Source organism: Kribbella sancticallisti, from assembly GCF_039530625.1.
Classification (GTDB): domain Bacteria; phylum Actinomycetota; class Actinomycetes; order Propionibacteriales; family Kribbellaceae; genus Kribbella; species Kribbella sancticallisti.
This window is the reverse complement of sequence record NZ_BAAAOS010000056.1, coordinates 392,880-417,199: the sequence shown is the minus strand read 5'-3', so window position 1 is coordinate 417,199 and position 24,320 is coordinate 392,880. Positions and strand designations below refer to the sequence as shown.

Below are 24,320 nucleotides of genomic sequence, written 5' to 3'. Positions count from 1 at the left end.
GAACGCGTGACCACAGATCTGGACGAGGCCGCCGCCGAGTTCGCCGGGGTACGCCGGCGGCTTTTCGGGATCGCGTACCGGATGCTCGGGAGCGTCCATGAGGCGGAGGACCTGATCCAGGACGTCTGGCTCAAGTGGCAGGCCTACGACCGCGAGACGGTCCGGGAGCCGGCCGCGTTCCTCGCCACCATGACGACCCGGCTGGCCATCAACGCGACCCAGACCGCGCGGGTACGGCGGGAGACCTACATCGGCCCGTGGCTGCCCGAGCCGGTCGACACGAGCGCTGATCCGACCCTCGGCGCGGAGCGTGGCGAGGCACTGGAACTGGCCATGCTCGTGCTGCTGGAGAAGTTGTCGCCGACCCAGCGGGCGGCGTACATCCTGCGTGAGGCGTTCGACTACCCCTACGACCAGATCGCCGAGATCGTGCAGTTGTCCGAGGCGAACGTGCGGCAACTGGTCAGCCGGTCGCGCAAGCGGCTGGGTGAGGAGCGGCGCGAGCCGGTGGACGCGGCCGAGCAGCGGCGCCTGCTGGAGGCGTTCCTCGCGGCGGCCCAGGAAGGCGACCTCGCCGAACTGGTGGAACTGCTCGCCGCGGACGTGGTCAGCTACTCCGACGGCGGCGGGATCGTCCGGGCCAGCCGGATCCCCGTGTTCGGGCGGGATCACGTCGCGAAGTACGTGGCGTCCTTCGCGTCGCGGTTCTGGGTCGGCTCGACGCTCACCTGGTTCCAGGCCAACGGCCGGACCTCCGCCCTGGCGGTCCGCGACGGCGAGGCGTTCGTTGCCGTCAGCATCAGCGTCTCCGCGGCCGGGATCGACGAGGTCCAGTGGCTGATGAACCCCGAGAAGCTGGCCGCTGTCACAGCGCAGGGCCCTGCCCTGTCTTAGCTGTACGACCGGACGGTGACGGACACCGCCCGCGGTACAGGAAGGGTCTTCCATGAAGATCGTTGTGATCGGCGGCACTGGCCTGATCGGTTCGAAGCTCATCGGCAAGCTGGGCGAGCACGGTCACGAGGCGGTGCCGGCCTCGCCGAACACCGGCGTCAACACCCTGACCGGCGAGGGTCTGGCCGAGGTGCTCACCGGTGCGTCGGTCGTCATCGACGTGTCCAACTCGCCGTCGTTCGAGGACGCGGCCGTGCTGGAGTTCTTCGAGACCTCCACCCGCAACCTGCTCGCCGCCGAGGCCGAGGCCGGCGTCGGCCACCACGTCGCGCTCTCCGTGGTCGGCGACGACCGGCTGCCCGACAGCGGCTACCTGCGCGCGAAGGTGGCGCAGGAGAAGCTGATCGCCGGCTCGTCGATCCCCTACTCGATCGTGCGGGCGACCCAGTTCTTCGAGTTCGTCGCCGGGATCGCCGACGCCGGCACCGAGAACGGCGTCATCCGGGTGCCGGACGCGCGGATCCAGCCGATGGCGGCCGAGGACGTCGCCACCGCGGTGGGCCGGGTCTCCGTCGGCGAACCGCTGAACGCGGCGACCGAGATCGGTGGGCCCGAGGAGCTCACCTTCGAGCAGCTGATCCAGCAGTTCATCGACGCGACCGGTGACCAGCGCAAGGTGGTCGTCGACCCGCACGGCCGGTACTTCGGCACCGAACTGGCCGAGCACAGCCTGTGCACCGACGCCGGCGCGACGCTCGCGCAGACCACGTACGCCGACTGGCTCAAGTCGCACTGACGGCCGGCACTGACGGCAGGGGCGGCTCGGTCGGGGCGGCTCAGAAACCTCTGGACCCGCCGGAGCGACGGGACGAGCGGCGGGACGAACCCCCGCCGCTCGACCGGGTGCGGGAGGAGTACGACCGCCGGCGGGACGAACCGGAGCCCCAGGAACTACCGCTGCCGCTGCTGCTGCCGCTTGAGATGCTGCCGACCGAGGAACCCACGTCAGCGGTCCAGCTGCGGAAGCGGGCACCCGGGCGGCGGGACCGCCAGCGGGCTCGCATCGTGTCACCCGCACGGCGTGCGTCGTCGTCCGGGAAGTACCAGCGCCTGCCATCGCCCTGGGACCAGTAGCCGTCGATGTACGACGCCAGCTCCTCGCCGAGGGTCCAGTACGGGCGGGGCGTGTCCCGCACAGTCACCATCCGTACTGCGGGCTCCTGGTTGGCCGCCACTTGCTCGGCGCAGGTGGCGCAGACCTGGACCTGGCGAGTGGATCCACCTTGAGGGGCCCAGTCGACGCCCGTAGTACTCGGGCCGTGGCGTGGGTCGAAGAAGCAGGGTGCCGTCGGCTCGGGAATCGGCCTCCCGGCGCGCAGGGCGTCGAGGCAGGCGACGCCGTACCGGGCTGAGCCGAGCAGGGTCGCGACGGCCTCGGTGTCGGCGTCCCCGTCGGCCGAGTCGAGCCGGTGCCTGGCCTTCTCGATGGTGTCGAGCACGTCCTTCAGCAGCTTGGACTGCTGCGGGTCCGAGGTGACCGGCCGGGCCGCGATCCGCTCCGAGAGGGCGATGATCTCCTCGTTGAGCACCGGCCGTGCGATCTCCAGGTTTCGCTTCTCGTCAGCTCGGCGGGTTTTGCGGGCGCCCAGCGCCGTGACCCCCCACCACAGGCCGATCAGGCCCGCCGCACCGCCGGCGTACGGGGCCGCGTCGACGTAGAAAGGCTTGTTGATCTGCTGGGCGCGCTGGATGAACCTCTCCAGCATGTCCTCGTAGTCCGGGGAGCAGCAGTCGACGGCCTGGTCCACCGCGCTCTCGACGTGGTACGTCGGCCCGTGGTCCGCCCGCTGGACCGCGTGCAGGCCGCGGCCTTGGGAGCTGGAGCTCGCGTGGGTCAGTACGACGTACACGCCCTCCACGCCGACGCGGTCGTACAACTGGTCGGCGATCTCCTCCCCCTCCCAGGCGAGCTTGACCTTCGTGTACGCCGTATTGCGGAAGGGTGCGACGTTGATCGAACCGGCTGGGATCACGGCGATCCGGATCGGCGCCTTGGCTGCCTTGGCCGCCCGGTCCAGCGCGGCCACCTCCCGAGCACTCAGCGACTTCACCGCCGGATCCGCCCACACCCCCGGCGTACTGAGCTTGGCTGCCACGTCATCCATGTACCGCTCCGCAGCAGCCAGTTGCTTCTTCCGCTCCCCCTCCAGGTCTGGCGGCGTGTACCGGTAGGTCGGCCTGGTCTTGCTGGGCTTCGGCGTCGGCGTAGGTGTTGCTGCCTGGGCGGCCAGACCCGGAAGGCTGACGACGAAGACCACCGTGACGGCGGTGAGCAGACGACTGCAGCGGTTCATCGCGGTCCTCCCGAGAGGCGGGCTTGGCAGGGGGCGCAAATGGGGATCTCGCGGGGACGGCCGCCGGCTGGGGTGTACATCCAGTCCGTCGCGGACATGCCGTGCGCGGGATCGAAGAAGCAGGCTGCTCTTCGTGCCGGTGCCGGGGTTCCGGCTGCCCGGGCCTGGGCGCGGGCGAGACGCCAGCGGCCGTACTCCACCGTGTCCCGCACACCCCGCAGGCGCAGATCATCCGGCTCGCCGTCGACCACCCGCCCAGCCTCGGCGTACGCGTCCATCGCCGCCTGCACGTCCGCTGTCGTCTCCACGCCGTCCAGACGCACGTCGGCGACATCCAGTTCCTCGCCGAACCGCGTCACGTCCTCCCGAGCCAGCTTCCGCCTCTCGTCGAGGGTGTCCGCTTCATCCGGCAGTACGTCGTACGACGGGCGGTAGAGCGCGGGTCCCTCGTCCTTGCGCGGCCGGCGCCTCCACCAGAGCAAGCCGAGGCCGAGCCCCACCAGAACCACCAGCACGATCAGCAGCGGCCACAGCCAACCCGGTGTCCCCGTGGACGAGCCGGGGACCTCCATCTGATCCAGCACGCCGTCCAGCAACCCGACGGGATCCGATCGGCTGTGCTTGGTCAGCTCCTCCTTCAGGATGTCCGCGATCGGGGTATCGACCCCCACCGCACTCCCCCAGGTGATTGCCCCACCAAACACCACCAGGTAGACGCCGTCGGCCTGCTGCACGTCCACCAGACTGTCGACGAAGGCCTTGGCGGTCTCGTCCTTCATGCTCGAGTCGATCGCAGCCGCCGGGACCACCGCGATCCGGATGGCCGGCTGGTGTCCGGCGACCCGCTCAGCGAGCCGGGCGGCCTCCTTCTCCGGAACCAGCGACCGCTGCGTCGGGTCGACGTACACAGGAGACGTCTTCCACCCCTCGACGACATCGAGCGGACCGACATCCGCTGCCGTCGCCACCCCGGGAAGAGCCCAAACAGTCACCAGAACCAAGAGACCAGCCAGCCAACGCATGGCGGCTAGCCTGCCTTAGCTGGGTGCTACCGCCTCAATCGGCTACGGCTGCGAGCTCCGCCTCGGCCGGCTCCAGGCGCTCCGCTCGCTGAAGTGCCGGGTTGCGGCGCAAGGTGAACAGCAGGCCGATCACCAGCAGGCCCAGGGCCGCGGCGATGGGCGGAAGCAGTTGTACGCCCAGCAGCTTGATGACCACCCCTCCGACTACTGCGGACAGGCCTGCGCCCAGATAGATCGCCGAGGCGTTCATGGCGAGGAGGAGGCCGCCGCCCTCGCCGAGCTCCAGCAGCAGGTTCTGGATGGGCGGGTTGAAGGCCCAGGTGAAGACGCTCCAGACGAACAGGGCGATGGCCGCGCCGGTTACCGAGGTCGCGGTCAGCGTCAGGGTGGCGATGACCACGGTGAAGCCGATCAGGGTGACCGTCAGCGTGCGGAGGCTGCCGAAGCGGTCAGTGGCGCGGCCGCCGACCAGGTTGCCCAGGACGGCGCCGATGCCGTAGATGAGGAGCAGTACGCCGACTGTTCCGCCCTTCAGGTGGGCAGTCTCGGCCAGCAGCGGCACGATGTAGATGTAGACGCTCATGGTCGCCAGTACCGCCAGTACGGTCATCAGCAGCACGGTCTGCACCCGGCGGTCGGTGAGTCCGGCGAACCGCTCCCGCAGGCTCACGGCCGCAGGTGCTTCCAGCGTCGGCAGCGCGGAGCGCACCGAGAGAACGACGATCAGGCAGATCACCGCGATCAAGGCGAACACACCGCGGTAGCCGAGGCTGTCACCGAGCAGGCTGCCCGCCGGTACGCCGAGCACCAGCGCGAAGGTCAGACCACCGAACACCACCGCGACCGCTCGTCCCCGCTCCTCCGGCGGGAGGAAGGTCGTGGCGAACAACGTCGCCGCCGGCGTGTACGCCGCGGCGCCCAGCGCGGCCACGATCCGGCCGACGATCAGGACCGGGTAGTTCGTCGCGATCGCCGCGATGCCGTTGCCGATCGCGGCCAGCAGCAGGGCGGCGATCAGCAGCGTGCGGCGCTCCCAGCGGCCCGTCAACGTCGACAGCAGCGGCGCGCCGACGGCGTACGAGAGGGCGAACGCGGTGGCCAGTTGGCCGGCGGCGGTGAGCGAGACGTTCAGCTCGGAACTGACCGCGGGCAGCACGCCGGACACGACGTACGCGCTGGTGCCGACGGCGAACGCTCCGGCCGCGAGCAGGTAGATGCGTGCGGACATCAGGGGACCTTCCAGGGGGCAGACGAATAGTTCGATGTTGATCGTACTACGATCTTCGTCGAACTTCGATAGTCGTCGTACTATGGACCCATGACGACGAAGTCGCTGCCCCAGCCGGACCGCGAAGAGATCCGCGTGGAGTCAGTCCTGCAGGCGCTTGGCGAGCCGGTCCGCCTGCAGATCATCCGCGCCCTGGCCGACGCCCCCCAAGGCATCGCCTGCGGCGACATCGAACTACCCGTCACCGCCTCCACCCGCGCCCACCACCTCCGCACCCTGCGCGAAGCAGGCGTCCTCAGCACCCGCACCGACGGCACCCGCCGCATCAGCACCCTCCGCCGCGAAGACCTGGACGCCCTCTACCCCGGCCTCCTAACCGGCATCCTCTCCGCCCCCCGCTGACCCATCCACTTCCCGGAAAACCGCCCGTACTGCGGAACAAACCGCGCGGCACCGCGTCGCAGCCGGCCGGCGAGCGGCCGTACACCGTCCGGTTGTTCGCCAACCGCAAGTGTTCGGTGTCCAGATCGAGCGGCGGTCGTTGCGGTCTGACTGGCACACTGTGGCAGTGGTAGCCCTGCGCGAACGGTGGAACGAGCTGCTCCCGGGCTCGACACCGTTGGCCGACGAACTGGTCGCCAGGTACGTCGAGCGAACCCGGCGCGCCTACCGCGACCAGTACCTCGACATCGTGCTCACGGCACTCGACCAGTTGATCCAGCTCAGCACGGATCCCACCTCGGTCCGGCTGGCCGCCTGGTTCCATCGGGCCGTGCACGAGCCGGGCGGTGGCCCCGCCGAGGACGCGGAATCGTCGGCCCGGTTGGCCGAACGGACCCTGCCCACGTACGGCGTCGACCCGATCCGCATCGCCGAAGTGGCTCGGCTGATCCGCCTCACCGGTGAGCTGACGACTCCCCCGACGGATTCCTACGCACCACCCCGGCGCGACGCGAACGGCGACGTCCTGCTGGACGCGGTCAACGCAGTACTCGCGGCTGCTCCGGTTCGCTACGCCGCCCACGCGTCCGAAGTACGCCGGGACGCGGGCGACCGCGCAACCGCGGTAGAGCGCCGGTACGACGAAGTGAGCCACCTGCTCGACGGGCATCTCTACCGAACTCAGCTGGCTCGGCAGCGCATGGGCACAGCCGCTCGCGCCAACCTGGAGGCAGAGCTCGCCGGACTCGACAAGGAACTCCCGGCTCCCTGGCGCGGCTGGCAGCAAGCCGCACTGGCCGCGACCTCGACCTTCGGCGCGATCGCAGCCGCCCTCGTCTCCATCGCCGCATCGGGGGCCTCCTGGCAGGTCCCGACCATCGAGCCCGAGCCAGGCTGGCCACCGGTCGTCCTGGCCGCAGTGGCGTTCTTCAGCGCCCCACTACTGTTCCGGAGCGCCAGGAGCTCCAGCCAACGAGCAAGGCTGATCTCGGGTGCCGTAGTAGCCGTGGCTGTCACAGGACTGCTGGTGGCCTGGGCGCGAGTCCCGGTAACGAACCCAGCCGTTGGTGTGGGCCTCCGGGTCCCCCTGATGATCTCTGCCCTACTACTCCTCCTAACCGCCGGTACTGCGGCGCTTGCAGCGTCCCTCCTGCGCACCAGGACCGCCCGGTTCCTCCCCTCGAGGAACTTGGGCCAGCAGTTGGCGTGGCTCGCAGTGCCCGGGGTGATCGCGCTGGCCCTCCTGCTGATCGTGCAACCGCTGGCCAGGGGCTACGTGCTCAGCTCCAACGAACGGGTGGAAGGTGCACGCGAACCAGCAGGCGAGCGGCCGCAGTCCGCGCTGGACGGGGGTGTCGCCTGGATCAGCCGCACGTTGTCGGGCGCGGGTGCGGAGGAGGCGGTCGGTACGAAGTACGGCATCGCCATCCCGCGGCAGACCGGCGTGGTCGAGATGCTCGACGCGGCGACCGGCGAACTCCGCTGGCGCTACAGCAGGTCGGACTCGGACGAGAAGCCGGACATCGTCGCCACCGACAACGGCGACTACGTGCTCGCCGAGTTCGCAGACGTCGGCTACGTCCTGCTCGACGCGGACACGGGCAAGCGCAAGGCCGCCTGGCCGGGTGACACCCGCCAGCACAGCATCCAGCAGGCCGATCCGCTGCTGACCGGTGAAGAGGTCGCGCGCGGCTCCGACAAGCTGCACGGTGTCGACCCCGACGGCACCACCCGGTGGACCTTCGAGCCGGGCCGCTGCACCGACATCGGCGCGGTCGCGACCACGAACACCGTGGTCGCGTTCCTGGGACACAACTGCGGCGACGAGCCGGACGAGATGGCCGGGCTGGACCTGGTCAGCGGCAAGAAGCTGTGGACGAAGGCGCCGACCGACATGTTCCGCCGGCCGATCGTCGTGGGCGGCCTCGTCGTGGTGGCTGAGCCCGGCGGCGATTCCGACGTACCGGCGGCGCTGGTCGGGATCGAGCCGCGTACCGGTGAGACCAAGTGGCGGTGGCCGGTACCACGGGACTGGTCCTGCCGGACGCTGCTCAATTCGGCCGGCCGGTTCCTGGTGGTCGTCGACTGTCCGGGATCGCAGCCGAGCCGGACGATCGTCACCGCCATCGACGCGGTGACCGGCCAGACCGCCTGGCAGACCACCGCGCCCGTCAGCGCACGCGCCCGGGTCACCGTCACCAGCGACGGCCGGGTCGTGTCACTCGCCCGGGGCTCCGACGGCTGCTGGGCGAACGTGATCAGCAAGACCGGCTTCCGTCAGGTCCGGCTGCCCACCGCCATCTCCTGCAGCCGCGACGCCGTAGCCATCGGCAACCTCGTCCTGACCTCCGGCCCCGGCTCCGTCATCGCCTTACGCTGAGCTGCTCCGCCGGCGTCATCGCGCTGCGGTGAGCTGCTGCTCGGCCGAGGCCAGTAGCTCCACTACGCGGGTACCGAAGACCACGTCCACCGGGTGCGACTCACCAGACTCGGCTGCCTCGACCAACTCCTTGGCTGCCAGTTGATAGGACTCGACCGCCGGCGTCTCCGATGGCGGCAGCAGCGCAGTACCGGTCTCTCCCCAGATGCCGGTCTCGAAGTTGCTGCCCTCGGGCGGCGCGAACAACGCCAGGCTCGCCGTGCTGGTAGCGCCCGACTCGTGAGTGAGCACCAGATGGACCAGATCACCTTCGCCGCCGACCGCCCGGATCTCCCCGATCGGCCCAAGCAACGCGCTCAGGTTGGACAGCGCGTGCGGACCGACGTCCCACAGCGCGCCCCGCTGCTCCCGCCGCCACGGCGACTCGCTGAACGGGTTGCCGGGGGCATCGAGCGAGGCCAGCATCCGCGACCAGCCGCCCTTCCACCCACCGGTGGCCGCGATCTGGTCGAAGAAGGCCCGCGTCCTCGGCTCGAACCGGCCGGTGAAGAAGACCACCGAGGCGATCCCTTCGTTGGTCACCTCGTCGGCCAGCGCCCGGGCGTCGTCGAGGGAGTCCGCGACCGGCTTGTCCAGGAGCAGATGCTTGCCGACGGCAGCGGCATCGAGCGCCATCGCGGCCTGCACCTTCGGCGGTACGGCGAAAGCGACCGCGTCGACATCGGCGAGTAACTCCGCGTAGTCGGCGTACGGGGTCACCTCGAGGTTGGTGGCCAGCGCCTCGGTCCTGCCCGCGTCCCGCCCCCAGACGCCGACGAGTTCGACTCCTTCGGCGGCCCGCAGCCCCGGCCCGTGAGTGAGATGGGCCCACGGACCGGTCCCGACCAAGCCGAAGCGCATGTGTCCTCCATCTGTGACAAGGCCCACCCCACCGCACCGGTCAGGTGACGAGCCGATATCGCTTTGGCCACGACCCTAACCGGGAGCCCTGGATCGGTCGGCCCGGGCCGCCACCGGGTGCGAGACTCACGGCCATGGACCTGCGCGACCAGTGGAATCGCCTGCTGCCGCACGCGCAGCCGCTGGGCGATGATCTGCTGGCTCGTTACGCAGAGCAACATCGCCACTATCACGACCAGCGGCACCTGACGGAGCTGTTGCAGACCATCGACGAGCTGGCCGATCTGGCCGACGACGCCGACACGGTCCGGCTGGCCGCCTGGTTCCACGACGCGATCTACGACCCGCAGGCCGAGCCCGGGGAGAACGAAGAGGTCTCGGCCCAGCTCGCCGAGCTGGAGCTGTCCGCGTACGGCGTCGACGCCGCCCGGGTCGCCGAGATCGGCCGGCTGATCCGGCTCACCGCCAAGCACGACTGCGACCCGGAGGACGCGAACGGGGCCGTCCTGTGCGACGCCGACCTGCGCATCCTCAGCCTGGCCGCAGACCGGTACGACGAGTACGCCGCCGGCATCCGCCAGGAGTACGCGCACATCGACGACCGCGACTTCGCTCGCGGCCGGATGACCTTCCTCCAGGGACTCGCCGAGACCTCCCTGTACGCCACCAGCCGCGGCCACGAGCAGTGGGAGCAGCCGGCCCGCGAGAACCTCCAGCGCGAACTGAAGCAGTGGGCCCCGAAGGCGGCCCGCCCGATCGCCGGACTGATCCCGATGATCTACCTGGGCGCAGCCCTGGGTGTAGTTGTCGCTGCCTCCGTACTGCTCGGCCGAGGACTCGGTGCCGCCGCGCGCTGGCCTGCCTCCCCCGACGAGGTGAACGGGTACCCGGTGTGGGCCCCGATCGCCGGTACCGCGGTTGCCGCCGGGCTGACGTGTGCTTGGTTCAGACGCACCCGGCCCCGGCTGGTCACGATCCCGGCGATCATCTTCGCTGTAGTCGGACTGGCAGCCATCGGCATCTGCTGGTGGCAGTGGCCGGCGGCCCAACCCGGTGCCGCGATGAGCGAGCGCTGGCCGTACCTCATGCTCGCCTCTGTCGCGCTGCTGCTCGCTGGAGTACTGCTCGCGCTGGCCCGCCGCCTACGGCTCGCACCGCCGTACGCGCTGGCGCCACCGCGAGCGTTGAGCGTGGGCGTGACCGTGGTGTGCGCGTCGCTGCTTGCCTGGGTCGTGGTGTCCGCCGGCGAGCCCTTCGTGCAGGCCCGGCTGGAGACCGCCAATACCGTGAGCACCACCGCGACCATGCCCCCCGCAGTAGGGCCGGTTCAGCTGGACGGCAGCGTCGCCTGGAGCCGCGAGGTCCCCGCGACGGGTGCAATCGCCGGTACCGCGGGCGGTGTCGCCGAGCTCCGATCCGACGGCGTGGTGATGTCCGACGCGACTACTGGGCAGATCCGGTGGCGCTACTCCCGGGCCGACGTCGACCAGGCGGCCGCCAGGGGCTCCCAAGGGCTGCTGGTTTCGAGTGACGGCCGGACGCTCGCCGCCCACCTCCCGTACGACGGTAACCACGCGCCTCGGGGGATCGACCTGCCGACGTACGCAGTACTGGATGCGGAGAGCGGACGGGTACTCACCGAGGTCCACACCGACGGGACAGCTCTCGCGGTCGACGCGAACCAACTCCTCGTCGCCGAGGACCGGTACGTCGTGGCGCACGGCGTCAGTCGTCCCACTCACTGGCGAGCGCAGGTGAAGTGCGCGGTGACCCAGGGCGTGCTGCTGGGTGACCAGGCCGTCGTGGTGGATGCCTGTGGCGGTGACAGCGCGATCGTCCGTGGTCTCGACGTCGCTGACGGCGACCAGCGCTGGGAGGCCAACCTTGGCGTCAAGTTCGAGCTGAGCGCGGAGCTCGACCCGTCGACCTGGATCGGTGAACTCGTGGCAATCCCGGACACCCGAGAGGTCTCGGGCCTGATCTGGACGGGCGCAGCCGGCGGCACGCTCCACCAGTGGTCAGTAGACGCCGGGGCAGGCCGCATCCTCTGGACCACCCCAGTGCCCGGTACTCCGCGCCCGCGGCTCGGCAAGTCGGCCTGTGACGCGCAGCTCGCGGCGACGCATGCCTCACTGGTCCTGGTGACCTGCCGGACGAGCAGCGAGCCGGGCGAGGACCCGATGTACGACGTAGCCGCCGCAAGTCCGGCGGACGGCACGCCGCAGTGGCACCACTTGCTGCCGGTGCCGCCGAAGCTGGAGCAGCCCGAATTCCCCCGGGACGGCTTCGGTCTGCTTCCGGACGGCCGAGTCATCACACTGATGCCGCAGGACGATGGCAGTTGCTCCCCCGTCATGATCGGCACCACCGGCATTCAGCCGCGCCCCCTCGTCGCCGGCCCGACCGCGGCCTCGATCGCCGAGACCAAGAGCGTCACCTGCGACAAGCCCGCGGTGACAGTGGCCAGCGGCCGCCCGATCTTCAGCGACGGCTCCCGGCTCTTCGCCCTCAACTGAACTAGCCTCGGGCGCATGCGACGAGCCCTCCTTGCCGCCCTCACCGTCCTGCTTCTGACCAGTTCCTCGTGCTCTGATCCCGACGTGGTCGGGCCGTCCGCCTCCCCCGCCGCCCCCACGCCTACTCCCACACTTACGCCGACGCCGGCCCCGCAGGTGGCGGACTTCAGCCAGCTGGAGAAGCGGTTCGCCGCCCGCCTCGGGGTCTTCGCCTACGACACCGGCACCCGCCGCACCGTCACCAACCGCGCCGACGAACGCTTCGCCTTCGCCTCCACCTTCAAGGCCCTGGCCGCCGGCGTACTGCTCGCTGAGGGCAAGGACCTGGACAAGTTGATCCGCTACTCCCGGGCCGACCTCATCGCCAACTCCCCCATCACCGAGAAGCACGTCGCGACCGGCATGACCTTGAGGCAACTCTGCGACGCCGCGGTCCGCTACAGCGACAATGCCGCGGCCAACCTGATGCTGGAGGAGCTCGGCGGGCCGCGGGGACTGCAGGCAGGCCTACGGAAACTCGGCGACGAGGTCATCCGTCTGGACCGCATCGAGACGGAACTGAGCGAAGGTAAGCCGGGCGATCTCCGCGACACCTCCACCCCGCGGGCGATGGCCACCACCCTGCAGACGTTGACGCTCGGCGCTGCCCTCCCGCCCGCCGGCCGTGCGGTGCTCGTCGACTGGCTACAGCGCAACACCACCGGCGACAAGGTCATCCGTGCCGGTGTCCCGGCCGGCTGGAAGGTCGGCGACAAGACCGGCTCCGCGGGCTACGGCGGCCGCAACGACATCGCCGTCCTCTGGCCCCCGAACCGCGCCCCGATCGTGCTCGCCGTCATGTCCTCGAAGGGCGTCAAGAACGCCGAACGCGATGACGCGCTGTTGGCGGAGGCGACCAAGATCGCCCTCGACGCGCTGATCTGATCACCTGCGACGACCGGCGCCGCGCTACGCCACGGAGAAGCTGAGCCAGGGAATTCCGTTGCCCATGGCAGCGTTGATCCCTACCGTGATGGTCATGTTCCGCGTGGATTCAGCTGCCGACCTGTCAGGCCTGTGCCTGACGGGCGCTGCCGCGTGGACGTCAGAGGATTCAGCTCTGCACACCGGCGCGCGAAGCCGACCCTCCTCCTGCTGAAGCAGGACCCGCGGAGGAGGGTGGCTCGAGAACCGGCCCCCTCCGACCGCTGTCACAGCTGTGTCGGAAGGTGGGGCCCTGGGGTCCTGGCTCTTCTCAATCTTCTGACCAGTAAAGGAAAATCATGGCCAAGAGCCAGTTCGTGCGGACCAAGCCGCACCTCAACATCGGCACCATGGGTCACGTCGACCATGGCAAGACCACGCTGACCGCCGCGATCACCAAGGTGCTCGCCGAGCGCTACCCGAACCTCAACTCGTTCGTGGCGTTCGACGGGATCGACCGGGCGCCGGAGGAGGTCCAGCGCGGGATCACCATCAACATCTCGCACGTCGAGTACGAGACCGCCAACCGGCACTACGCGCACGTGGACATGCCGGGGCACGCCGACTACGTCAAGAACATGATCACCGGTGCCGCCCAGGTGGACGCCGCGATCCTGGTCGTGTCGGCGCAGGACGGCGCCATGCCGCAGACACGGGAGCATGTGCTGCTCGCGCAACGGGTGGGCGTGCCGTACCTGGTGGTCGCGCTGAACAAGGCGGACGCCGTCGACGACCCCGAACTGCTCGACCTGGTCGAGCTCGAGGTCCGCGAACTCCTGTCGGAGTACGGCTTCCCCGGCGACGAGGTGCCGGTGGTGCGCGTCTCCGGGCTGCGGGCGCTCGAGGGAGACCCCGAGTGGACCGCTTCGATCGGTGCGCTGCTCGACGCTGTCGACGAGTACGTGCCGGTGCCGGAGCGTGAACTGGGCGAGCCGTTCCTGATGCCGATCGAGAACGTGCTCACCATCAGCGGCCGCGGCACCGTCGTGACCGGCGCGGTCGAGCAGGGCTCGCTCCGCCTCGGTGACACCGTCGAGGTGGTCGGCCTCGGCCCGACCGTCACCAGTACGGCGATCGGGCTGGAGACGTTCGGCAAGTCGTTGGAGGCCGCGGAGGCGGGCGACAACGCGGCCGTGCTGCTGCGTGGGGTCAAGCGCGACGAGGTCCGTCGCGGCCAGGTGGTGGCGCTGCCGGGCAGTGTGCGGCCGCACCGGAAGTTCCGGGCGCAACTGCACGCGCTGTCGACCGCCGAGGGTGGCCGGCACACGCCGTTCGCCGCGGACTACCGGCCGCAGTTCTACTTCCGGACCACGGACGTGTCGGGTGGCATCGACCTGGGCGAGATCGCCCTGGTGATGCCCGGTGACACGATCGAGCTGGGGGTGGAACTGGAGAAGGCGGTCGCGATGACGGTCGGCCTCGGCTTCGCCGTTCGCGAGGGCGGCCACACCGTCGCCGCCGGCACGGTGAGCGAACTGCTCGACTGAAGTGAAGGTGCCTCGGGCATAGTTGCCCGGGGCATCTTTGCGTTGGCGGGGAGCTATGCCTGCCGGTGAAGAGGGCCGGTCGCGCCTTTGCGATGCCGGAGGCCGGACTCGACCAGGCGGCGGACCAGGGTCCGGCTGGAGACCGCGACCGCGCCGGCGGCGATCAGCGCGTCGTACTGGTCGGAGGGTACGTCGTAGTGGTCGCGGTCGAAGCCGCGCGCGGGGATGCCGGCCTTGCGGGCGAACTCGTGCAGTTCGTCGTACGAGACGTCGCTGGCCAGGTGCGACCAGATCCTGTCCCAGGCCGGCCAGGCGGGCGGGTCGATCAGGATCACGCGCCCGGCCCCTTCTCGTCCTGAGCCTTCTGGTCCTGGGCCTGCTGGTTCTGCGCCTTCTCGTCCTGGGCGTCCAGCAGGTTGCGCCAGGCGCGGACGAACCGGGCGTTCACGTAGGCCTTCGTCCAGGACCCGTCCTGCCGCACCGACGACCCGACATGGAACCGCCGTACTCCGGCGCCGTACAGCCAGGGCACATGCTCGGGCTGCAGCGAGCCACCGGCCATCATCACCTTCGCGACCTGCGGGTCGTCCTTGGCCAGCTTGAGCAGGTCGTCCAGGCCGTGCCCGACGCCGAGGGACGAACCTGCCGTCAGCACGCAGTCCAGCCCCGGCAGGCTCCGCAACGCGCGCCAGGCCCGCTGCTGCTCGAGCACGGCGTCGACAGCCCGGTGGAACGTCCACGGAGTCCCGCCGAAGGTGCTCGCCAGCGCGGCGGTCGACTCGGCGTCCACCTCGCTGTCCGCCGTCAGGAACCCGAACACGAAGCCGTCCGCCCCGGCCGACAGGTAGGACTGCGCCATCGCCGTCAGCCGGTTCAGCTCGGCACCGTTGGTGGTGAAGGAATCGGACAGCCGCAGCATCACCCGGAGCGGGAGGTCGGTCACCCGGCGGACGGCGCTGACCGTCGACACCGAGGGGCACAGCCCGTCGGCCTCCATCGACGCGCACAACTCCAGCCGGTCCGCTCCACCCTCCTGCGCCGCCTCCGCGTCCGCCGGATGCAAGGCGATGACCTCCAGCAACGAACCCATGCGCCTCATCATCCTTCATCGGCCCGGCAAAACTCCTCCGGTAATCCTCTTGCACTCCGCCGAGGTCTTCTGTAACGTTTTTCTAGAACGATTTAGAAGAACGATACAGAAGACTGCCGAAGAGAGGTGCGGAGGATGTCGCCGAGAGTCACCATCAAGACCGTCGCGCAGGCCGCCGGGGTGTCGCCGTCGACCGTCTCCAACGCCTACAACAAGCCCGACCAACTGTCCGCCGCGCTGCGCGAGCGGATCCTGAGCACGGCCCAGGAGCTCGGCTACGCCGGCCCCGACGCCTCCGCCCGCGCACTGCGCAGCGGCAAGGCGGGTTCGGTCGGCGTGCTGTTCACCGACAAGCTCGCCTACGCCTTCTCCGATCCGTACGCGGTCGGCTTCCTGGCCGGGCTGGCCGAGGTGGCCGAGGAGTTCGCCACCAGCCTGCTGCTGATGCCGCTCAGCTCCACCGACATCCAGGGCGGGACGAACGCGGTGCAGCAGGCCGCGATCGACGCGGCCGCGATCTTCTGCGTCGCCGGTGGCCACCCGGCACTGGAGACGCTGAAGAACCGCGGCATCCCGATGGTCTCCACCGACCGCGGCGACCACCCGGACCTGTCCTGGGTCGCGATCGACGAGGTCGAGGCGGCCGCCAAGCTCGGCGCGCACCTGGCCAGGCTCGGTCACCGCGAGGTCGTCGTGCTGGTCGACAACGCCGAGGCGGCCGGCACCCAGCCGGTGGAACTGTCGCTCGACGAGGTCGGCTACACCGACTGCGAACTGCGGATCCGCGGCTTGCAGAAGGAGATGCCGGACGCGCGGATCAGGCTCGTCTCGGGCGGCCACAACGCGTTCAGTTCGGGCCTGATCGCGGCCGAGTGGGTGCTCGACTCGCAGGACCGGCCGACCGCGATCGTCGGACTGAGCGACGTCCAGGCGCTCGGCGCGATGGAGGCGATGCGGACCCGCGGCCTGGTCCCCGGCCGGGACCTGAGTGTGGTCGGCTTCGACGACATCCCCGCCGCCCAGACCGCCGGCCTGACCACGATCCGCCAGCCGATCCGGGACAAGGGCCGCGCCGTCGGCCGGGTGCTGCTCGACCCGGCCGCGACCGAGCGCCAGATCACGATGCCGACCGAGCTGGTCGTTCGCTCCAGCAGCGGCCCGGCACCCCGCTAAGACCCCACAGAAAACAAGTACCGCCGACGGCCATCCGGGCCGCTGGTTCCGATCATCACGCCCTTCGGAAGGGAGCACGACCATGACTTACTTCATCGCCGGCAACACCGCAGTGGAGGCCGCGAGGTCCCTCGCCCAGTCCGCGTTGCCGAACGCTCCTCAGGAGCCGTACGAGGCGCCCGCGCCGCGTCGAGGCGTCGCCGTCCGCGCCCGCCTCAGCGCGGTACTGCGGACCGCGGCCGAGCGCGAGCTCAAGCTCGCCGACCGGCTCGACCCCGCCCCCGGCTGCACCACGAGCTGACGGATGGAGCCCGCCTCGCGGTGCTCACCACCATCCCCAGGGGCGCGGTCGACGCCCGCCCCGCCAAGACCTCTCCCGAGGCGACAGGACCCCGAGCCACCGCGGCTTGGGGTTTTGTCGGTTCCGTCTGGCACTCTGAACAACGATGACTGAGCCAGGCGTGTTGCTGACGGCCCGGGCGCAGGTGCTCCACGACCTGTCCGCGCGGGGATTCGACGACGCCGTCATGGTGTCTTTACTGGAGGACGCCGTCGCCGGACGGCAGTGGTGGCTGGACCAGTGGCCGGACGGCGCGGAGCACATCGCCGGCCTGGTCGCGCAGGACGTCCAGGACCGCTTGGCCGACTCCGGTGTCCGCTGGCCGCGCTGCACCGCCTGCGACGACCTGCACGACCACGAGCTACGGATCGAGCCGGAGCTCGGGCCTGACCCGCACTGGGTCTGCGAGCGGGCCGGCATCTCCGTCTCCCCACTGGGGCACCTGACCTGATCGTCGCGAACCCTCGGGGCTGACCCAGGGAATACCCGGTCGCGCTACATGTAGACACACTACTAGTGTGTGTCTCCATGAAGTCTTTGGTGGTCCTCCGGGTGGTCGCAATGGCGCAGGCCGTCGCCGTCTGCCTGCAACCCGTGATCGCGGGCGTCTACCTGAACGGCTCCGGCACCGCGATGCGCGCGCACGAGCCGATCGGGCTCGGGCTCACCGTCCTGGCGATCGGGCAGTTGCTGGCAGCAACGATCTGGTGGCGGTCCGGCGGTCGCCTCTCGGCCGTCCTGGTGACACTGGTGCTGCTGCTCGCCGAGGGAGTCCAGATCGGGATGGGCTACGCCCGGCAGCTCACCCTGCACGTCCCGCTCGGCATCACGATCGTGGCGATCGCGTGCTCGTTCGCCGTCTGGACCTGCCGCCCGGGCGTTCGCCGTACGGAGTCTGTCGAGGTGTCCGCATGACGGTCACGGTCGCGGTGAAGCAGCGCCGGCCGCGGGTGACGCTGTGGTTCCTGCGCGGCACGCTCCTCCTCCATGCGGGTCTGGTCTGCGCCCAGCCGATCCTGGCCGGCTACTTCCTGTCCGGCGAGTCGGACGCGATGGACATCCACAGCCCGATCGGCTCGACGCTGTGGATGGTCTCGATGATCCAGTTCGTCGTCGCCGTGCTCTATTGGCGTCCCGGCGGCGGCCGCGCGTGGCCCGCCCTGGTGACGCCGGCGGTCTTCTTCGCCGAGTTCGTCCAACTCGTCTTCGGCCATCTGGAGAACTTCGCCGTCCATGTGCCGCTCGGCACGGCCATTGTGATCACCGTCGTCGCGATGACGATCTGGTCCTTCCGTTCGGGAGCCAAGAGATGAAGCTGTCGCGGCGTGGATTCCTGGGAGCGAGCCTCGCGCTGACCGTGACCGGTTGCGGCCTCGACCCCTCCCCCGGCCAGACCGCCGAACTGCTGCGCAGCCAGGCGCCACTTCCGGAAGCCTTCAAGGTGCCGCTGCCGATCCCGCCGGTGAAGAAGCCGCTGCGCTCGGCCGGGGGCATCGACTACTACCGCGTGGTCCAGCAGAAGGCCTCGCTGGAGATCCTGCCGGGCCTCAAAACCCCAGTACTGGGGTACGACGGACTCCTGCCCGGCCCGACCTTCGACGTACGCAGCGGACGAACCACTGTCATCGAGCAGGTCAACCAACTCGACGTACCGACAGTGGTTCATCTTCACGGCGGGCACACCCCGGCAGCCAGCGATGGCTGGCCGCTGGATCTCCTGATGCCGAACGGCGGGCACCACGGACATACAGGCCACTCCGGCATGACCGGGGGTGACGTGAAGACCGGCAGCAGGATCTACACGTATCCGAACACGCAGCGAGCCGCCACCCTCTGGTACCACGACCACCGGATGGACTACACGGCTCCACAGGTCTATCGCGGGTTGTTCGGCCTCCACCTGATTCGTGACGACGAGGACGACGCTCTGCCTTTGCCCGCGGGCGATCGGGAAGTTCCGCTGGTGATCGCGGATCGCGCCTTCGCGGCCGACGGGTCGTTCCTGTACCCGGGGTTGAAGGACGAGCCCGGCGTCGAATCGGCGTACATGGAAGGCGTTGTCGGCGACGTCATCCTGGTGAACGGCGCGCCTTGGCCCGTTCTCGAGGTGGATGCCGTGCGCTACCGGTTCCGCATCCTGAACGCGTCGAACGCGCGCCGGTACGAACTCGCTCTCGATCCCGGCCCGGCCAAGCTGATCCAGGTCGGCAGCGACGGCGGACTCCTCGATTCGCCGGCCGAGCACACCTCGCTGGTGGTTGCCCCGGCCGAGCGATTCGACGTGGTCGTGGACTTCTCGCAGTACCAGCCTGGTGCCGAGGTCACCTTGGTCAACAAGCTCGACAGCGGCCGCGCGGGGCAGGTGATGCGGTTCAAGGTTGCCCGCAAGGCCACCGACGACACCAACATCCCCGCCAAGCTCTCGACCTACGCCACGGTCCCTGAACCTAACGGCTTGGTTCACCGGAAGTGGCGCTTCAGCCGGGGCAGCGCCGGCGGCCACCAGGGCTGGACCATCAACGGCAAGGCCTTCGACCCCAAGGTGATGCAGGCCAGCGTCAAGCTCGATCAGTACGAGATCTGGTCCTTCGTGACGGACGTCCACCACCCGGTGCACGTCCACCTCGCGCCCTTCCAGGTACTCCGCCGAGGCGGCTCCAAACCCGGCCCCGTCCGACCTCGGCTGGAAGGACACCGTCGACGTCCGCCCCGCCGAGGTGGTCGACGTACTCGTCAAATTCTCAGCCCACAAGGGCAAATACCTCATCCACTGCCACAACCTCGAACACGAGGACATGGCCATGATGGCCGCCTTCGAAACCATCTGAATCGGTCAGCCGTCGGGGTGTTCGGTGGCGCGGGATCGGAGGGTGGGTCGGTCGATGCCGGTGAGGTCGAGGGCGCGGGCGACCCGGCCGAGCTTGGTGTCCAGGAGGCCGACCAGGATGTTCGATGCGCCGATCCGGCCGCCGCCGCGCTCGGCGGCGTTGTCCATCGCCCGCTTCAGGACGAGCTTGGCCGACTCGCCGATGTGCGGGGTGCGGTCGTGGTTCGGTGTTGCTGTGGGCAACGTTTCGACGTCGACGGTGATCCCGGCGACGGCGAGGCTCTGCTCCCATTCGCGATCCAGCGCGGCCCGGATCGCCTCCCGGGTCAGGCCGGCCTCCCGCATCAAGCGGGCGACCGCGTTGTCCGGCAGCGCCGCGAGCGCGAGCAGCAGGTGCTCGGCTTCGATCGCGGCCGAGCCGTCCTGCCGCGCCTCGGCGCGACCACCGTGAACCAGCACCGCACGGACATCCTTCTCTTTCGTCGACATCAACGCCTCCTCAGGGCGACGCCCGCGGCGATCAGCCGCTTGGCGTGTTTCTTGTGCACGGCCTGCCGGGTGACTCCCAGCACCTCGGCCACGTCGGACCAGCTCCAGCCCGCCCGCATCGCTTCCTCCACCTGGCTGTCCTCGAGCCGGTCGGCCAGCCGCCGCAACGCGACGACCGCCGCCAGCCCGGCGCCGGGATCGTCCACCTCCACCAGCTTCTCCATGCTTAGCAACTTAGGTTGACATTCTGAACTTGTCAACCAAAGTTGCTATAAGTCCCCTCTTGCCGCACGCCGCGGAATCTGTTTATAGTCAACACAACAGTTGATCAACGGAATGGTTGATAAAGATGACAGTTGACGACGCGGCACTCGATCGGGCCTTCACCGCACTCGGTGACCCGGTCCGCCGGGCCCTGATCGCCCGCCTGTCCCGAGGCGAGGCAACGGTGAACGAACTGGCCGAGCCGTTCGAGATCACCAAGCAGGCGATCTCGCGGCACATCCAGGTGCTCGAGGCCGCCGGCCTGATCACCCGCAGCCGCGACGGGCAGCGCCGTCCGTGTCATCTCAACCCGTCCGCCCTGGAAGCACTGACCGGCTGGATCGACGAGTACCGGCTGGCTTCCGAGCGGCAGTTCCGCCGCATCGACGCCATTCTCGAAACAGTGAAGGAGCAGGAACGATGAGCACCAACCCCACCACCATCAAGGCCGAGGCCGGCACCCCCTTCGTCGAGGTGACCCGGGACTTCGACGCCACCCCGGCCCAGTTGTTCCGGGTCCAGACCGATCCCGACCTGGTCGCCCAGTGGCTCGGCCCGCGCAACCTCGAGATGCGGGTCGAGGAGTACGACGTCCGCCCGGGCGGGCGATACCGCTACATCCACCGCGACCCGGACGGCGCGGAGTACGCGTTCCGCGGCGTCTTCCACTCCGTCGAGCCGGAGACACGGGTGATCCAGACCTTCGAGTGGGAGGGCGCGCCGGGCGAGGTCTGCCTGGAGCGGGCCACCTACGAGAAGACCGACACCGGCGTCCGGCTGCACACCCAGTCGGTGTTCCCGTCGGTCGAGGCCCGGGATGCGGCTGTCCAGAGCGGGATGGAGTACGGCATCCGCGACGCGATGGACCGGCTCGCCGAACTGCTCGCGGGTGACCGGTCATGAGCGCGGTCGTGGTCGACATCACGATGTCGCTGGACGGCTACGTCACCGGCCCCGCAGCTGGTCCCGGCAACGGACTGGGCGACGGCGGCGAGGGGTTGCACGACTGGGTGATGAAGGGCAGCACCGAGGACCGGGCCGTGCTGGAGAGGTCGTTCGAGCAGACCGGCGCGGTGATCATGGGCCGCAACCTGTTCGACGTCGTGGACGGACCGGGCGGCTGGAACGAGGAGATGGGCTACGGCGCCAAGCCGGACGGCGAGTCGCAGGCCCCGATCTTCGTCCTCACCCACCAGCCGCCCGCGAAGACCCGGCTGGGCGACCGCTTCCGCTTCGTCACCGACGGCCCGGAGAGCGCGCTGGCCCAGGCCCAGGAAGTTGCCGGCAGCAAGGAGATCGTCGTGATGGGCGGTGGCGAGACCTGCTACGAGTACCTCGCCGCGGGCCTGGCCGACGTACTGCGGCTGCACGTGGCGCCCGTAGTACTGGGTGGCGGTACTCGGTTGTTCCCCGCCGAGCCCGGGACCACCGTCCCGCTGGAGTTCACCGAGGTCGTCTCGACACCTGGCGCCCAGCACCTCACCTACAAGGTGGCCAAGAAGTGAGCAAGGTCATCCAGGGCGACCGCGTAACCCACCTGCACTACCGCATCCAGCGGTAGTGCAGGCAGGCCGGGGCTGCGTCAGTAGCCGCCGACGGAGACCGAGAAGATGTACTTGTTCTCGCCCTGCTGGACCAGCAGGTTCCCGCCCGTGCACCCGGTGTTGTACCAGGTGCGCTGGACGATGGCGGAGCGGTTCCAGATCCGGTCGTAGTACGTCGGAAGGGTCTTGCACTGCCCCGAGTACATCGGCGCGAACCTGGAGAGCAGAGCACCGTTGCGATACACGCACACCTGCCCCTCGTAACAGGGCGGATCCGCCGCCGCGACCTGGGCCGACAAGCCGCTCATCACCAGCGCGGACATCGCGCCGGCCACCACAAGTCGTGCGATCCGTTTGGCCATTGACTTCTCCCCTCGATGAAGTGACCTGGCCTCGGACGGTAACGACCTTCATCGAGGGCCTGCGAACACTTAGACAGTGCCGTTCATGACCCATTTCCTGTGGTAGCGACGACGGTGAAGCTGCCGGGGTCGATCTCGGTGAAGCCTGCGTCCTGTACGACGGGAGACCCGCTCGTGAGCAGCTTCTTCCACTGGGTCAGGGTGGCGGTCCGGACGGCGAGGGAGAAGTCGGAGGCCGCCCAGGCGTTGCGGTCGGCGTCGGAGAGCTCGAACCAGGCGAGGTGAGCACCATGACCGACCTGGGCCATGGTCTTGCCGGTCGACATGGTCAGACCGGGGTTCACCCAAAGCACCGGTACTCCGCCCTCCACCGCGGGTAGCTCCTCTGGGTCCTCCAGGTCCGTGCCGGTGACCTGGAGCTTGGCCAGGTCCTTCGGCACCTCGTCCAGCGGCACCGGCGGGAACACCCGTACGACGGCGGTCTCCCCGGTCACGGTGATCCCGGGCAGCGCGGACGCCCGCCGCCACTCGGCACCTCGCGCGCGGCGTACGACCTTCCGGATCCGTGCGTCCTGCCAGTCACGCATCGCGACGGCCCACTCGCCCTCCCCGCTGGACCGCTCGTCGGCCAGGATCGCCAGCACCGCCCGGCCGCCGTCTCCAGCGCGTCGGTCTGCCCCGGCCGCTCCGCCTTCTCCACCCGCAGCACCAACGTCAGCACGAACTCGCGCTCCACAGAACTCACTCCGCGAGTCTGCCAGCTGTTAGTTTTACCGGTATGCGGCAGTATCTGGATCTTCTCGACCATGTCCTGACTCACGGCGTCGAGAAGGGCGACCGCACCGGCACCGGGACGCTGAGCGTGTTCGGCCACCAGGCGCGGTACGACCTCGCCGCCGGCTTCCCCGCGGTGACCACCAAGAAGCTGCATCTTCGCTCGGTGGTCGGCGAGCTGATCTGGTTCCTGAGCGGCTCGACGAACGTGAAGTGGCTGCGGGAGAACAACATCTCCATCTGGGACGAGTGGGCCGACCCGGACGGCGAACTGGGCCCGGTCTACGGCTACCAATGGCGCTCCTGGCCGACCCCGGACGGCCGGCACGTCGACCAGATCGCGGCCGTGATCGAGTCGATCAAGAACAACCCTGACTCGCGCCGGCACATCGTCAACGCGTGGAACGTCGCCGACGTGGACGGGATGGCGCTGCCGCCCTGCCACACGATGTTCCAGTTCTACGTCGCCGACGGCCGGCTGTCCTGCCAGCTGTACCAGCGCTCGGCCGACATCTTCCTGGGCGTGCCGTTCAACATCGCGTCGTACGCGCTGCTCACCCACATGGTCGCGCAGCAGACCGGCCTGGAGGTGGGCGACTTCGTCCACACCCTCGGCGACGCGCACCTCTACCTGAACCATCTCGACCAGGCCAAGCTCCAGCTCACCCGAGACCCGCGCCCGTTGCCGACGCTGCAACTCGCGAAGCGTGACTCGATCGACGACTACCAGATCGCGGACATCGAACTGGTCGGCTACGACCCGCATCCCGGGATCAAAGCTCCGATCGCGATATGAGCGTCATTCTGATCGCGGCGGTCGGGAGCAACGGGGTGATCGGGCGGGACAACGACCTGCCCTGGCGGATTCGGGAGGATCTGCGGCACTTCAAGGAGCTCACGCTCGGGCATACGTTGGTGATGGGCCGCAAGACGTACGACTCGATCGGCCGGCCGCTGCCGGGGCGCAGTACGGTCGTGGTCACTCGGCAGCCGGACTGGTCCGCCGAGGGCGTCGAGGTGGCGCACACGCTCGACGACGCCCTTAAGTTTGCCGACGGCAACGACCTGTACGTCGCGGGCGGCGGCGAGATCTACCGCCAGGCCCTCCCGTACGCCGACCGGCTGGAACTCACCGAGGTCGACCAGTCCCCCGCCGGCGACGTCACCTTCCCCGACTTCGACCGCTCCTCCTGGACCGAGACCTCCCGCGAACAACACGACGGCTTCGCCTTCGTCAGCTACCAGCGGTCGGCGCCTCGTTGAGGATCGCAT

The 24,320-nt window shown here is 69.4% G+C and carries 26 protein-coding genes and 1 pseudogene; 18 read left to right on the top strand and 9 right to left on the bottom strand.

Annotation, left to right across the window (positions count from 1 at the left end):
• The first annotated feature begins 6 nt into the window (after positions 1-6).
• Positions 7-894 (top strand): RNA polymerase sigma-70 factor, encoded by an 888-nt coding sequence (locus tag ABD255_RS36850; protein WP_344221426.1) that lies wholly within the window; start codon positions 7-9, stop codon positions 892-894.
• Between the two features lie 52 nt (positions 895-946).
• Entirely contained in the window at positions 947-1,690 is a 744-nt protein-coding gene (locus tag ABD255_RS36845; RefSeq protein WP_344221425.1) for an SDR family oxidoreductase, read from the top strand.
• A gap of 40 nt (positions 1,691-1,730) precedes the next feature.
• On the opposite strand, the gene ABD255_RS36840 is transcribed toward ABD255_RS36845, so the two are convergent.
• The 3 genes from ABD255_RS36840 to ABD255_RS36830 all read right to left on the bottom strand — a co-directional run bounded on the left by ABD255_RS36840 (position 1,731) and on the right by ABD255_RS36830 (position 5,498).
• The gene (locus ABD255_RS36840) at positions 1,731-3,248 is read right to left on the bottom strand and encodes a hypothetical protein (protein ID WP_344221424.1); all 1,518 of its coding nucleotides are present in this window, start codon (positions 3,246-3,248) and stop codon (positions 1,731-1,733) included.
• The gene (locus ABD255_RS36835; RefSeq protein WP_344221423.1) at positions 3,245-4,240 is read right to left on the bottom strand and encodes a hypothetical protein; all 996 of its coding nucleotides are present in this window, start codon (positions 4,238-4,240) and stop codon (positions 3,245-3,247) included. The genes ABD255_RS36840 and ABD255_RS36835 overlap by 4 nt, the downstream gene beginning before the upstream one ends.
• A 64-nt stretch (positions 4,241-4,304) precedes the next feature.
• Positions 4,305-5,498 (bottom strand): MFS transporter, encoded by a 1,194-nt coding sequence (locus ABD255_RS36830; protein ID WP_344221422.1) that lies wholly within the window; start codon positions 5,496-5,498, stop codon positions 4,305-4,307.
• 90 nt (positions 5,499-5,588) lie between these two features.
• On the opposite strand from ABD255_RS36830, the gene ABD255_RS36825 reads away from it, so the two are divergent.
• Positions 5,589-5,900, top strand: a complete 312-nt coding sequence (locus tag ABD255_RS36825) for an ArsR/SmtB family transcription factor (protein WP_344221421.1) — start codon at positions 5,589-5,591, stop codon at positions 5,898-5,900.
• A 166-nt stretch (positions 5,901-6,066) separates the two neighbouring features.
• A complete protein-coding gene (locus ABD255_RS36820) occupies positions 6,067-8,319 on the top strand; it encodes an outer membrane protein assembly factor BamB family protein (protein WP_344221420.1) in 2,253 nt (750 codons plus the stop codon).
• 15 nt (positions 8,320-8,334) lie between these two features.
• Here ABD255_RS36820 and ABD255_RS36815 read toward each other — a convergent pair whose 3' ends face one another.
• The gene (locus ABD255_RS36815) at positions 8,335-9,219 is read right to left on the bottom strand and encodes a Gfo/Idh/MocA family protein (protein ID WP_344221419.1); all 885 of its coding nucleotides are present in this window, start codon (positions 9,217-9,219) and stop codon (positions 8,335-8,337) included.
• Positions 9,220-9,353: 134 nt separating this feature from the next.
• Here ABD255_RS36815 and ABD255_RS36810 point away from each other — a divergent pair, with 134 nt between their 5' ends.
• The 3 genes from ABD255_RS36810 to tuf all read left to right on the top strand — a co-directional run bounded on the left by ABD255_RS36810 (position 9,354) and on the right by tuf (position 14,185).
• Positions 9,354-11,735 (top strand): hypothetical protein, encoded by a 2,382-nt coding sequence (locus ABD255_RS36810; RefSeq protein ID WP_344221418.1) that lies wholly within the window; start codon positions 9,354-9,356, stop codon positions 11,733-11,735.
• A gap of 15 nt (positions 11,736-11,750) precedes the next feature.
• On the top strand, positions 11,751-12,659 hold the full coding sequence (gene bla, locus ABD255_RS36805) for a class A beta-lactamase (RefSeq protein ID WP_344221417.1): 909 nt from the start codon (positions 11,751-11,753) through the stop codon (positions 12,657-12,659).
• 338 nt (positions 12,660-12,997) lie between these two features.
• Positions 12,998-14,185 carry an elongation factor Tu gene (tuf, locus tag ABD255_RS36800; protein ID WP_344221416.1) on the top strand — a complete coding sequence of 396 codons (1,188 nt, stop codon included), beginning with the start codon at positions 12,998-13,000 and terminating at the stop codon, positions 14,183-14,185.
• A gap of 53 nt (positions 14,186-14,238) precedes the next feature.
• Here tuf and ABD255_RS36795 read toward each other — a convergent pair whose 3' ends face one another.
• Positions 14,239-14,520 (bottom strand): DUF4031 domain-containing protein, encoded by a 282-nt coding sequence (locus ABD255_RS36795; protein WP_344221414.1) that lies wholly within the window; start codon positions 14,518-14,520, stop codon positions 14,239-14,241.
• Positions 14,517-15,275 (bottom strand): copper homeostasis protein CutC, encoded by a 759-nt coding sequence (locus tag ABD255_RS36790; RefSeq protein ID WP_344221413.1) that lies wholly within the window; start codon positions 15,273-15,275, stop codon positions 14,517-14,519. Before ABD255_RS36790 ends, ABD255_RS36795 begins: the two co-directional genes overlap by 4 nt.
• Before the next feature lie 135 nt (positions 15,276-15,410).
• Here ABD255_RS36790 and ABD255_RS36785 point away from each other — a divergent pair, with 135 nt between their 5' ends.
• The 6 genes and pseudogenes from ABD255_RS36785 to ABD255_RS36760 all read left to right on the top strand — a co-directional run.
• Complete coding sequence (locus ABD255_RS36785; protein ID WP_344221412.1) at positions 15,411-16,448, top strand: LacI family DNA-binding transcriptional regulator; 1,038 nt, start codon at positions 15,411-15,413, stop codon at positions 16,446-16,448.
• 82 nt (positions 16,449-16,530) lie between these two features.
• Entirely contained in the window at positions 16,531-16,749 is a 219-nt protein-coding gene (locus ABD255_RS36780; RefSeq protein ID WP_344221411.1) for a hypothetical protein, read from the top strand.
• 145 nt (positions 16,750-16,894) lie between these two features.
• A complete protein-coding gene (locus ABD255_RS36775; RefSeq protein WP_344221410.1) occupies positions 16,895-17,239 on the top strand; it encodes a hypothetical protein in 345 nt (114 codons plus the stop codon).
• A 77-nt stretch (positions 17,240-17,316) separates the two neighbouring features.
• A complete protein-coding gene (locus ABD255_RS36770; RefSeq protein ID WP_344221409.1) occupies positions 17,317-17,703 on the top strand; it encodes a hypothetical protein in 387 nt (128 codons plus the stop codon).
• Positions 17,700-18,101, top strand: coding sequence for a hypothetical protein (locus tag ABD255_RS36765; protein WP_344221408.1), 402 nt, complete (start codon positions 17,700-17,702; stop codon positions 18,099-18,101). The genes ABD255_RS36770 and ABD255_RS36765 overlap by 4 nt, the downstream gene beginning before the upstream one ends.
• A pseudogene (locus tag ABD255_RS36760) lies at positions 18,098-19,408 on the top strand (multicopper oxidase family protein); the annotation flags it as partial. The gene ABD255_RS36765 and the pseudogene ABD255_RS36760, both read left to right, overlap by 4 nt.
• A 213-nt stretch (positions 19,409-19,621) precedes the next feature.
• Here ABD255_RS36760 and ABD255_RS43940 read toward each other — a convergent pair.
• Positions 19,622-20,104 (bottom strand): Clp protease N-terminal domain-containing protein, encoded by a 483-nt coding sequence (locus ABD255_RS43940; RefSeq protein ID WP_425554629.1) that lies wholly within the window; start codon positions 20,102-20,104, stop codon positions 19,622-19,624.
• 349 nt (positions 20,105-20,453) lie between these two features.
• Here ABD255_RS43940 and ABD255_RS36745 point away from each other — a divergent pair, with 349 nt between their 5' ends.
• Genes ABD255_RS36745 through ABD255_RS36735 form a run of 3 tightly spaced genes read left to right on the top strand, consistent with a single transcriptional unit; the run spans position 20,454 to position 21,873 of the window.
• Complete coding sequence (locus tag ABD255_RS36745) at positions 20,454-20,792, top strand: ArsR/SmtB family transcription factor (RefSeq protein ID WP_344221407.1); 339 nt, start codon at positions 20,454-20,456, stop codon at positions 20,790-20,792.
• Positions 20,789-21,271: an SRPBCC family protein gene (locus ABD255_RS36740; protein ID WP_344221406.1), complete on the top strand. Its 483-nt coding sequence runs from the start codon at positions 20,789-20,791 to the stop codon at positions 21,269-21,271. Before ABD255_RS36745 ends, ABD255_RS36740 begins: the two co-directional genes overlap by 4 nt.
• Positions 21,268-21,873, top strand: a complete 606-nt coding sequence (locus tag ABD255_RS36735; protein WP_344221405.1) for a dihydrofolate reductase family protein — start codon at positions 21,268-21,270, stop codon at positions 21,871-21,873. Before ABD255_RS36740 ends, ABD255_RS36735 begins: the two co-directional genes overlap by 4 nt.
• Positions 21,874-21,950: 77 nt before the next feature.
• Here the strand turns inward: ABD255_RS36735 and ABD255_RS36730 are convergent, their stop codons facing one another.
• Together ABD255_RS36730 and ABD255_RS36725 are read right to left on the bottom strand one after the other, a co-directional pair.
• Positions 21,951-22,274: a hypothetical protein gene (locus tag ABD255_RS36730; protein ID WP_344221404.1), complete on the bottom strand. Its 324-nt coding sequence runs from the start codon at positions 22,272-22,274 to the stop codon at positions 21,951-21,953.
• Positions 22,275-22,357: 83 nt separating this feature from the next.
• Positions 22,358-22,918 (bottom strand): peptidyl-tRNA hydrolase, encoded by a 561-nt coding sequence (locus ABD255_RS36725; protein ID WP_344221403.1) that lies wholly within the window; start codon positions 22,916-22,918, stop codon positions 22,358-22,360.
• A 134-nt stretch (positions 22,919-23,052) separates the two neighbouring features.
• Between ABD255_RS36725 and ABD255_RS36720 the strand changes: the two genes are divergently transcribed.
• Both ABD255_RS36720 and ABD255_RS36715 read left to right on the top strand, forming a co-directional pair.
• Positions 23,053-23,844, top strand: coding sequence for a thymidylate synthase (locus ABD255_RS36720; RefSeq protein ID WP_344221401.1), 792 nt, complete (start codon positions 23,053-23,055; stop codon positions 23,842-23,844).
• On the top strand, positions 23,841-24,311 hold the full coding sequence (locus ABD255_RS36715; RefSeq protein ID WP_344221400.1) for a dihydrofolate reductase: 471 nt from the start codon (positions 23,841-23,843) through the stop codon (positions 24,309-24,311). Before ABD255_RS36720 ends, ABD255_RS36715 begins: the two co-directional genes overlap by 4 nt.
• Positions 24,312-24,320: the final 9 nt, after the last annotated feature.

What these genes read in the sequence shown, in the direction of transcription:
- ABD255_RS36845 (WP_344221425.1), top strand. Translation starts at nt 947, where the DNA reads ATGAAGATCGTTGTGATCGGCGGCACTGGCCTGATCGGTTCGAAGCTC.
- ABD255_RS36840 (WP_344221424.1), bottom strand. Translation starts at nt 3,248, where the DNA reads ATGAACCGCTGCAGTCGTCTGCTCACCGCCGTCACGGTGGTCTTCGTC.
- ABD255_RS36830 (WP_344221422.1), bottom strand. Translation starts at nt 5,498, where the DNA reads ATGTCCGCACGCATCTACCTGCTCGCGGCCGGAGCGTTCGCCGTCGGC.
- ABD255_RS36825 (WP_344221421.1), top strand. Translation starts at nt 5,589, where the DNA reads ATGACGACGAAGTCGCTGCCCCAGCCGGACCGCGAAGAGATCCGCGTG.
- ABD255_RS36815 (WP_344221419.1), bottom strand. Translation starts at nt 9,219, where the DNA reads ATGCGCTTCGGCTTGGTCGGGACCGGTCCGTGGGCCCATCTCACTCAC.
- ABD255_RS36810 (WP_344221418.1), top strand. Translation starts at nt 9,354, where the DNA reads ATGGACCTGCGCGACCAGTGGAATCGCCTGCTGCCGCACGCGCAGCCG.
- bla (WP_344221417.1), top strand. Translation starts at nt 11,751, where the DNA reads ATGCGACGAGCCCTCCTTGCCGCCCTCACCGTCCTGCTTCTGACCAGT.
- tuf (WP_344221416.1), top strand. Translation starts at nt 12,998, where the DNA reads ATGGCCAAGAGCCAGTTCGTGCGGACCAAGCCGCACCTCAACATCGGC.
- ABD255_RS36790 (WP_344221413.1), bottom strand. Translation starts at nt 15,275, where the DNA reads ATGGGTTCGTTGCTGGAGGTCATCGCCTTGCATCCGGCGGACGCGGAG.
- ABD255_RS36785 (WP_344221412.1), top strand. Translation starts at nt 15,411, where the DNA reads ATGTCGCCGAGAGTCACCATCAAGACCGTCGCGCAGGCCGCCGGGGTG.
- ABD255_RS36780 (WP_344221411.1), top strand. Translation starts at nt 16,531, where the DNA reads ATGACTTACTTCATCGCCGGCAACACCGCAGTGGAGGCCGCGAGGTCC.
- ABD255_RS36775 (WP_344221410.1), top strand. Translation starts at nt 16,895, where the DNA reads ATGACTGAGCCAGGCGTGTTGCTGACGGCCCGGGCGCAGGTGCTCCAC.
- ABD255_RS36770 (WP_344221409.1), top strand. Translation starts at nt 17,317, where the DNA reads ATGAAGTCTTTGGTGGTCCTCCGGGTGGTCGCAATGGCGCAGGCCGTC.
- ABD255_RS36765 (WP_344221408.1), top strand. Translation starts at nt 17,700, where the DNA reads ATGACGGTCACGGTCGCGGTGAAGCAGCGCCGGCCGCGGGTGACGCTG.
- ABD255_RS43940 (WP_425554629.1), bottom strand. Translation starts at nt 20,104, where the DNA reads ATGTCGACGAAAGAGAAGGATGTCCGTGCGGTGCTGGTTCACGGTGGT.
- ABD255_RS36745 (WP_344221407.1), top strand. Translation starts at nt 20,454, where the DNA reads ATGACAGTTGACGACGCGGCACTCGATCGGGCCTTCACCGCACTCGGT.
- ABD255_RS36740 (WP_344221406.1), top strand. Translation starts at nt 20,789, where the DNA reads ATGAGCACCAACCCCACCACCATCAAGGCCGAGGCCGGCACCCCCTTC.
- ABD255_RS36735 (WP_344221405.1), top strand. Translation starts at nt 21,268, where the DNA reads ATGAGCGCGGTCGTGGTCGACATCACGATGTCGCTGGACGGCTACGTC.
- ABD255_RS36730 (WP_344221404.1), bottom strand. Translation starts at nt 22,274, where the DNA reads ATGGCCAAACGGATCGCACGACTTGTGGTGGCCGGCGCGATGTCCGCG.
- ABD255_RS36720 (WP_344221401.1), top strand. Translation starts at nt 23,053, where the DNA reads ATGCGGCAGTATCTGGATCTTCTCGACCATGTCCTGACTCACGGCGTC.
- ABD255_RS36715 (WP_344221400.1), top strand. Translation starts at nt 23,841, where the DNA reads ATGAGCGTCATTCTGATCGCGGCGGTCGGGAGCAACGGGGTGATCGGG.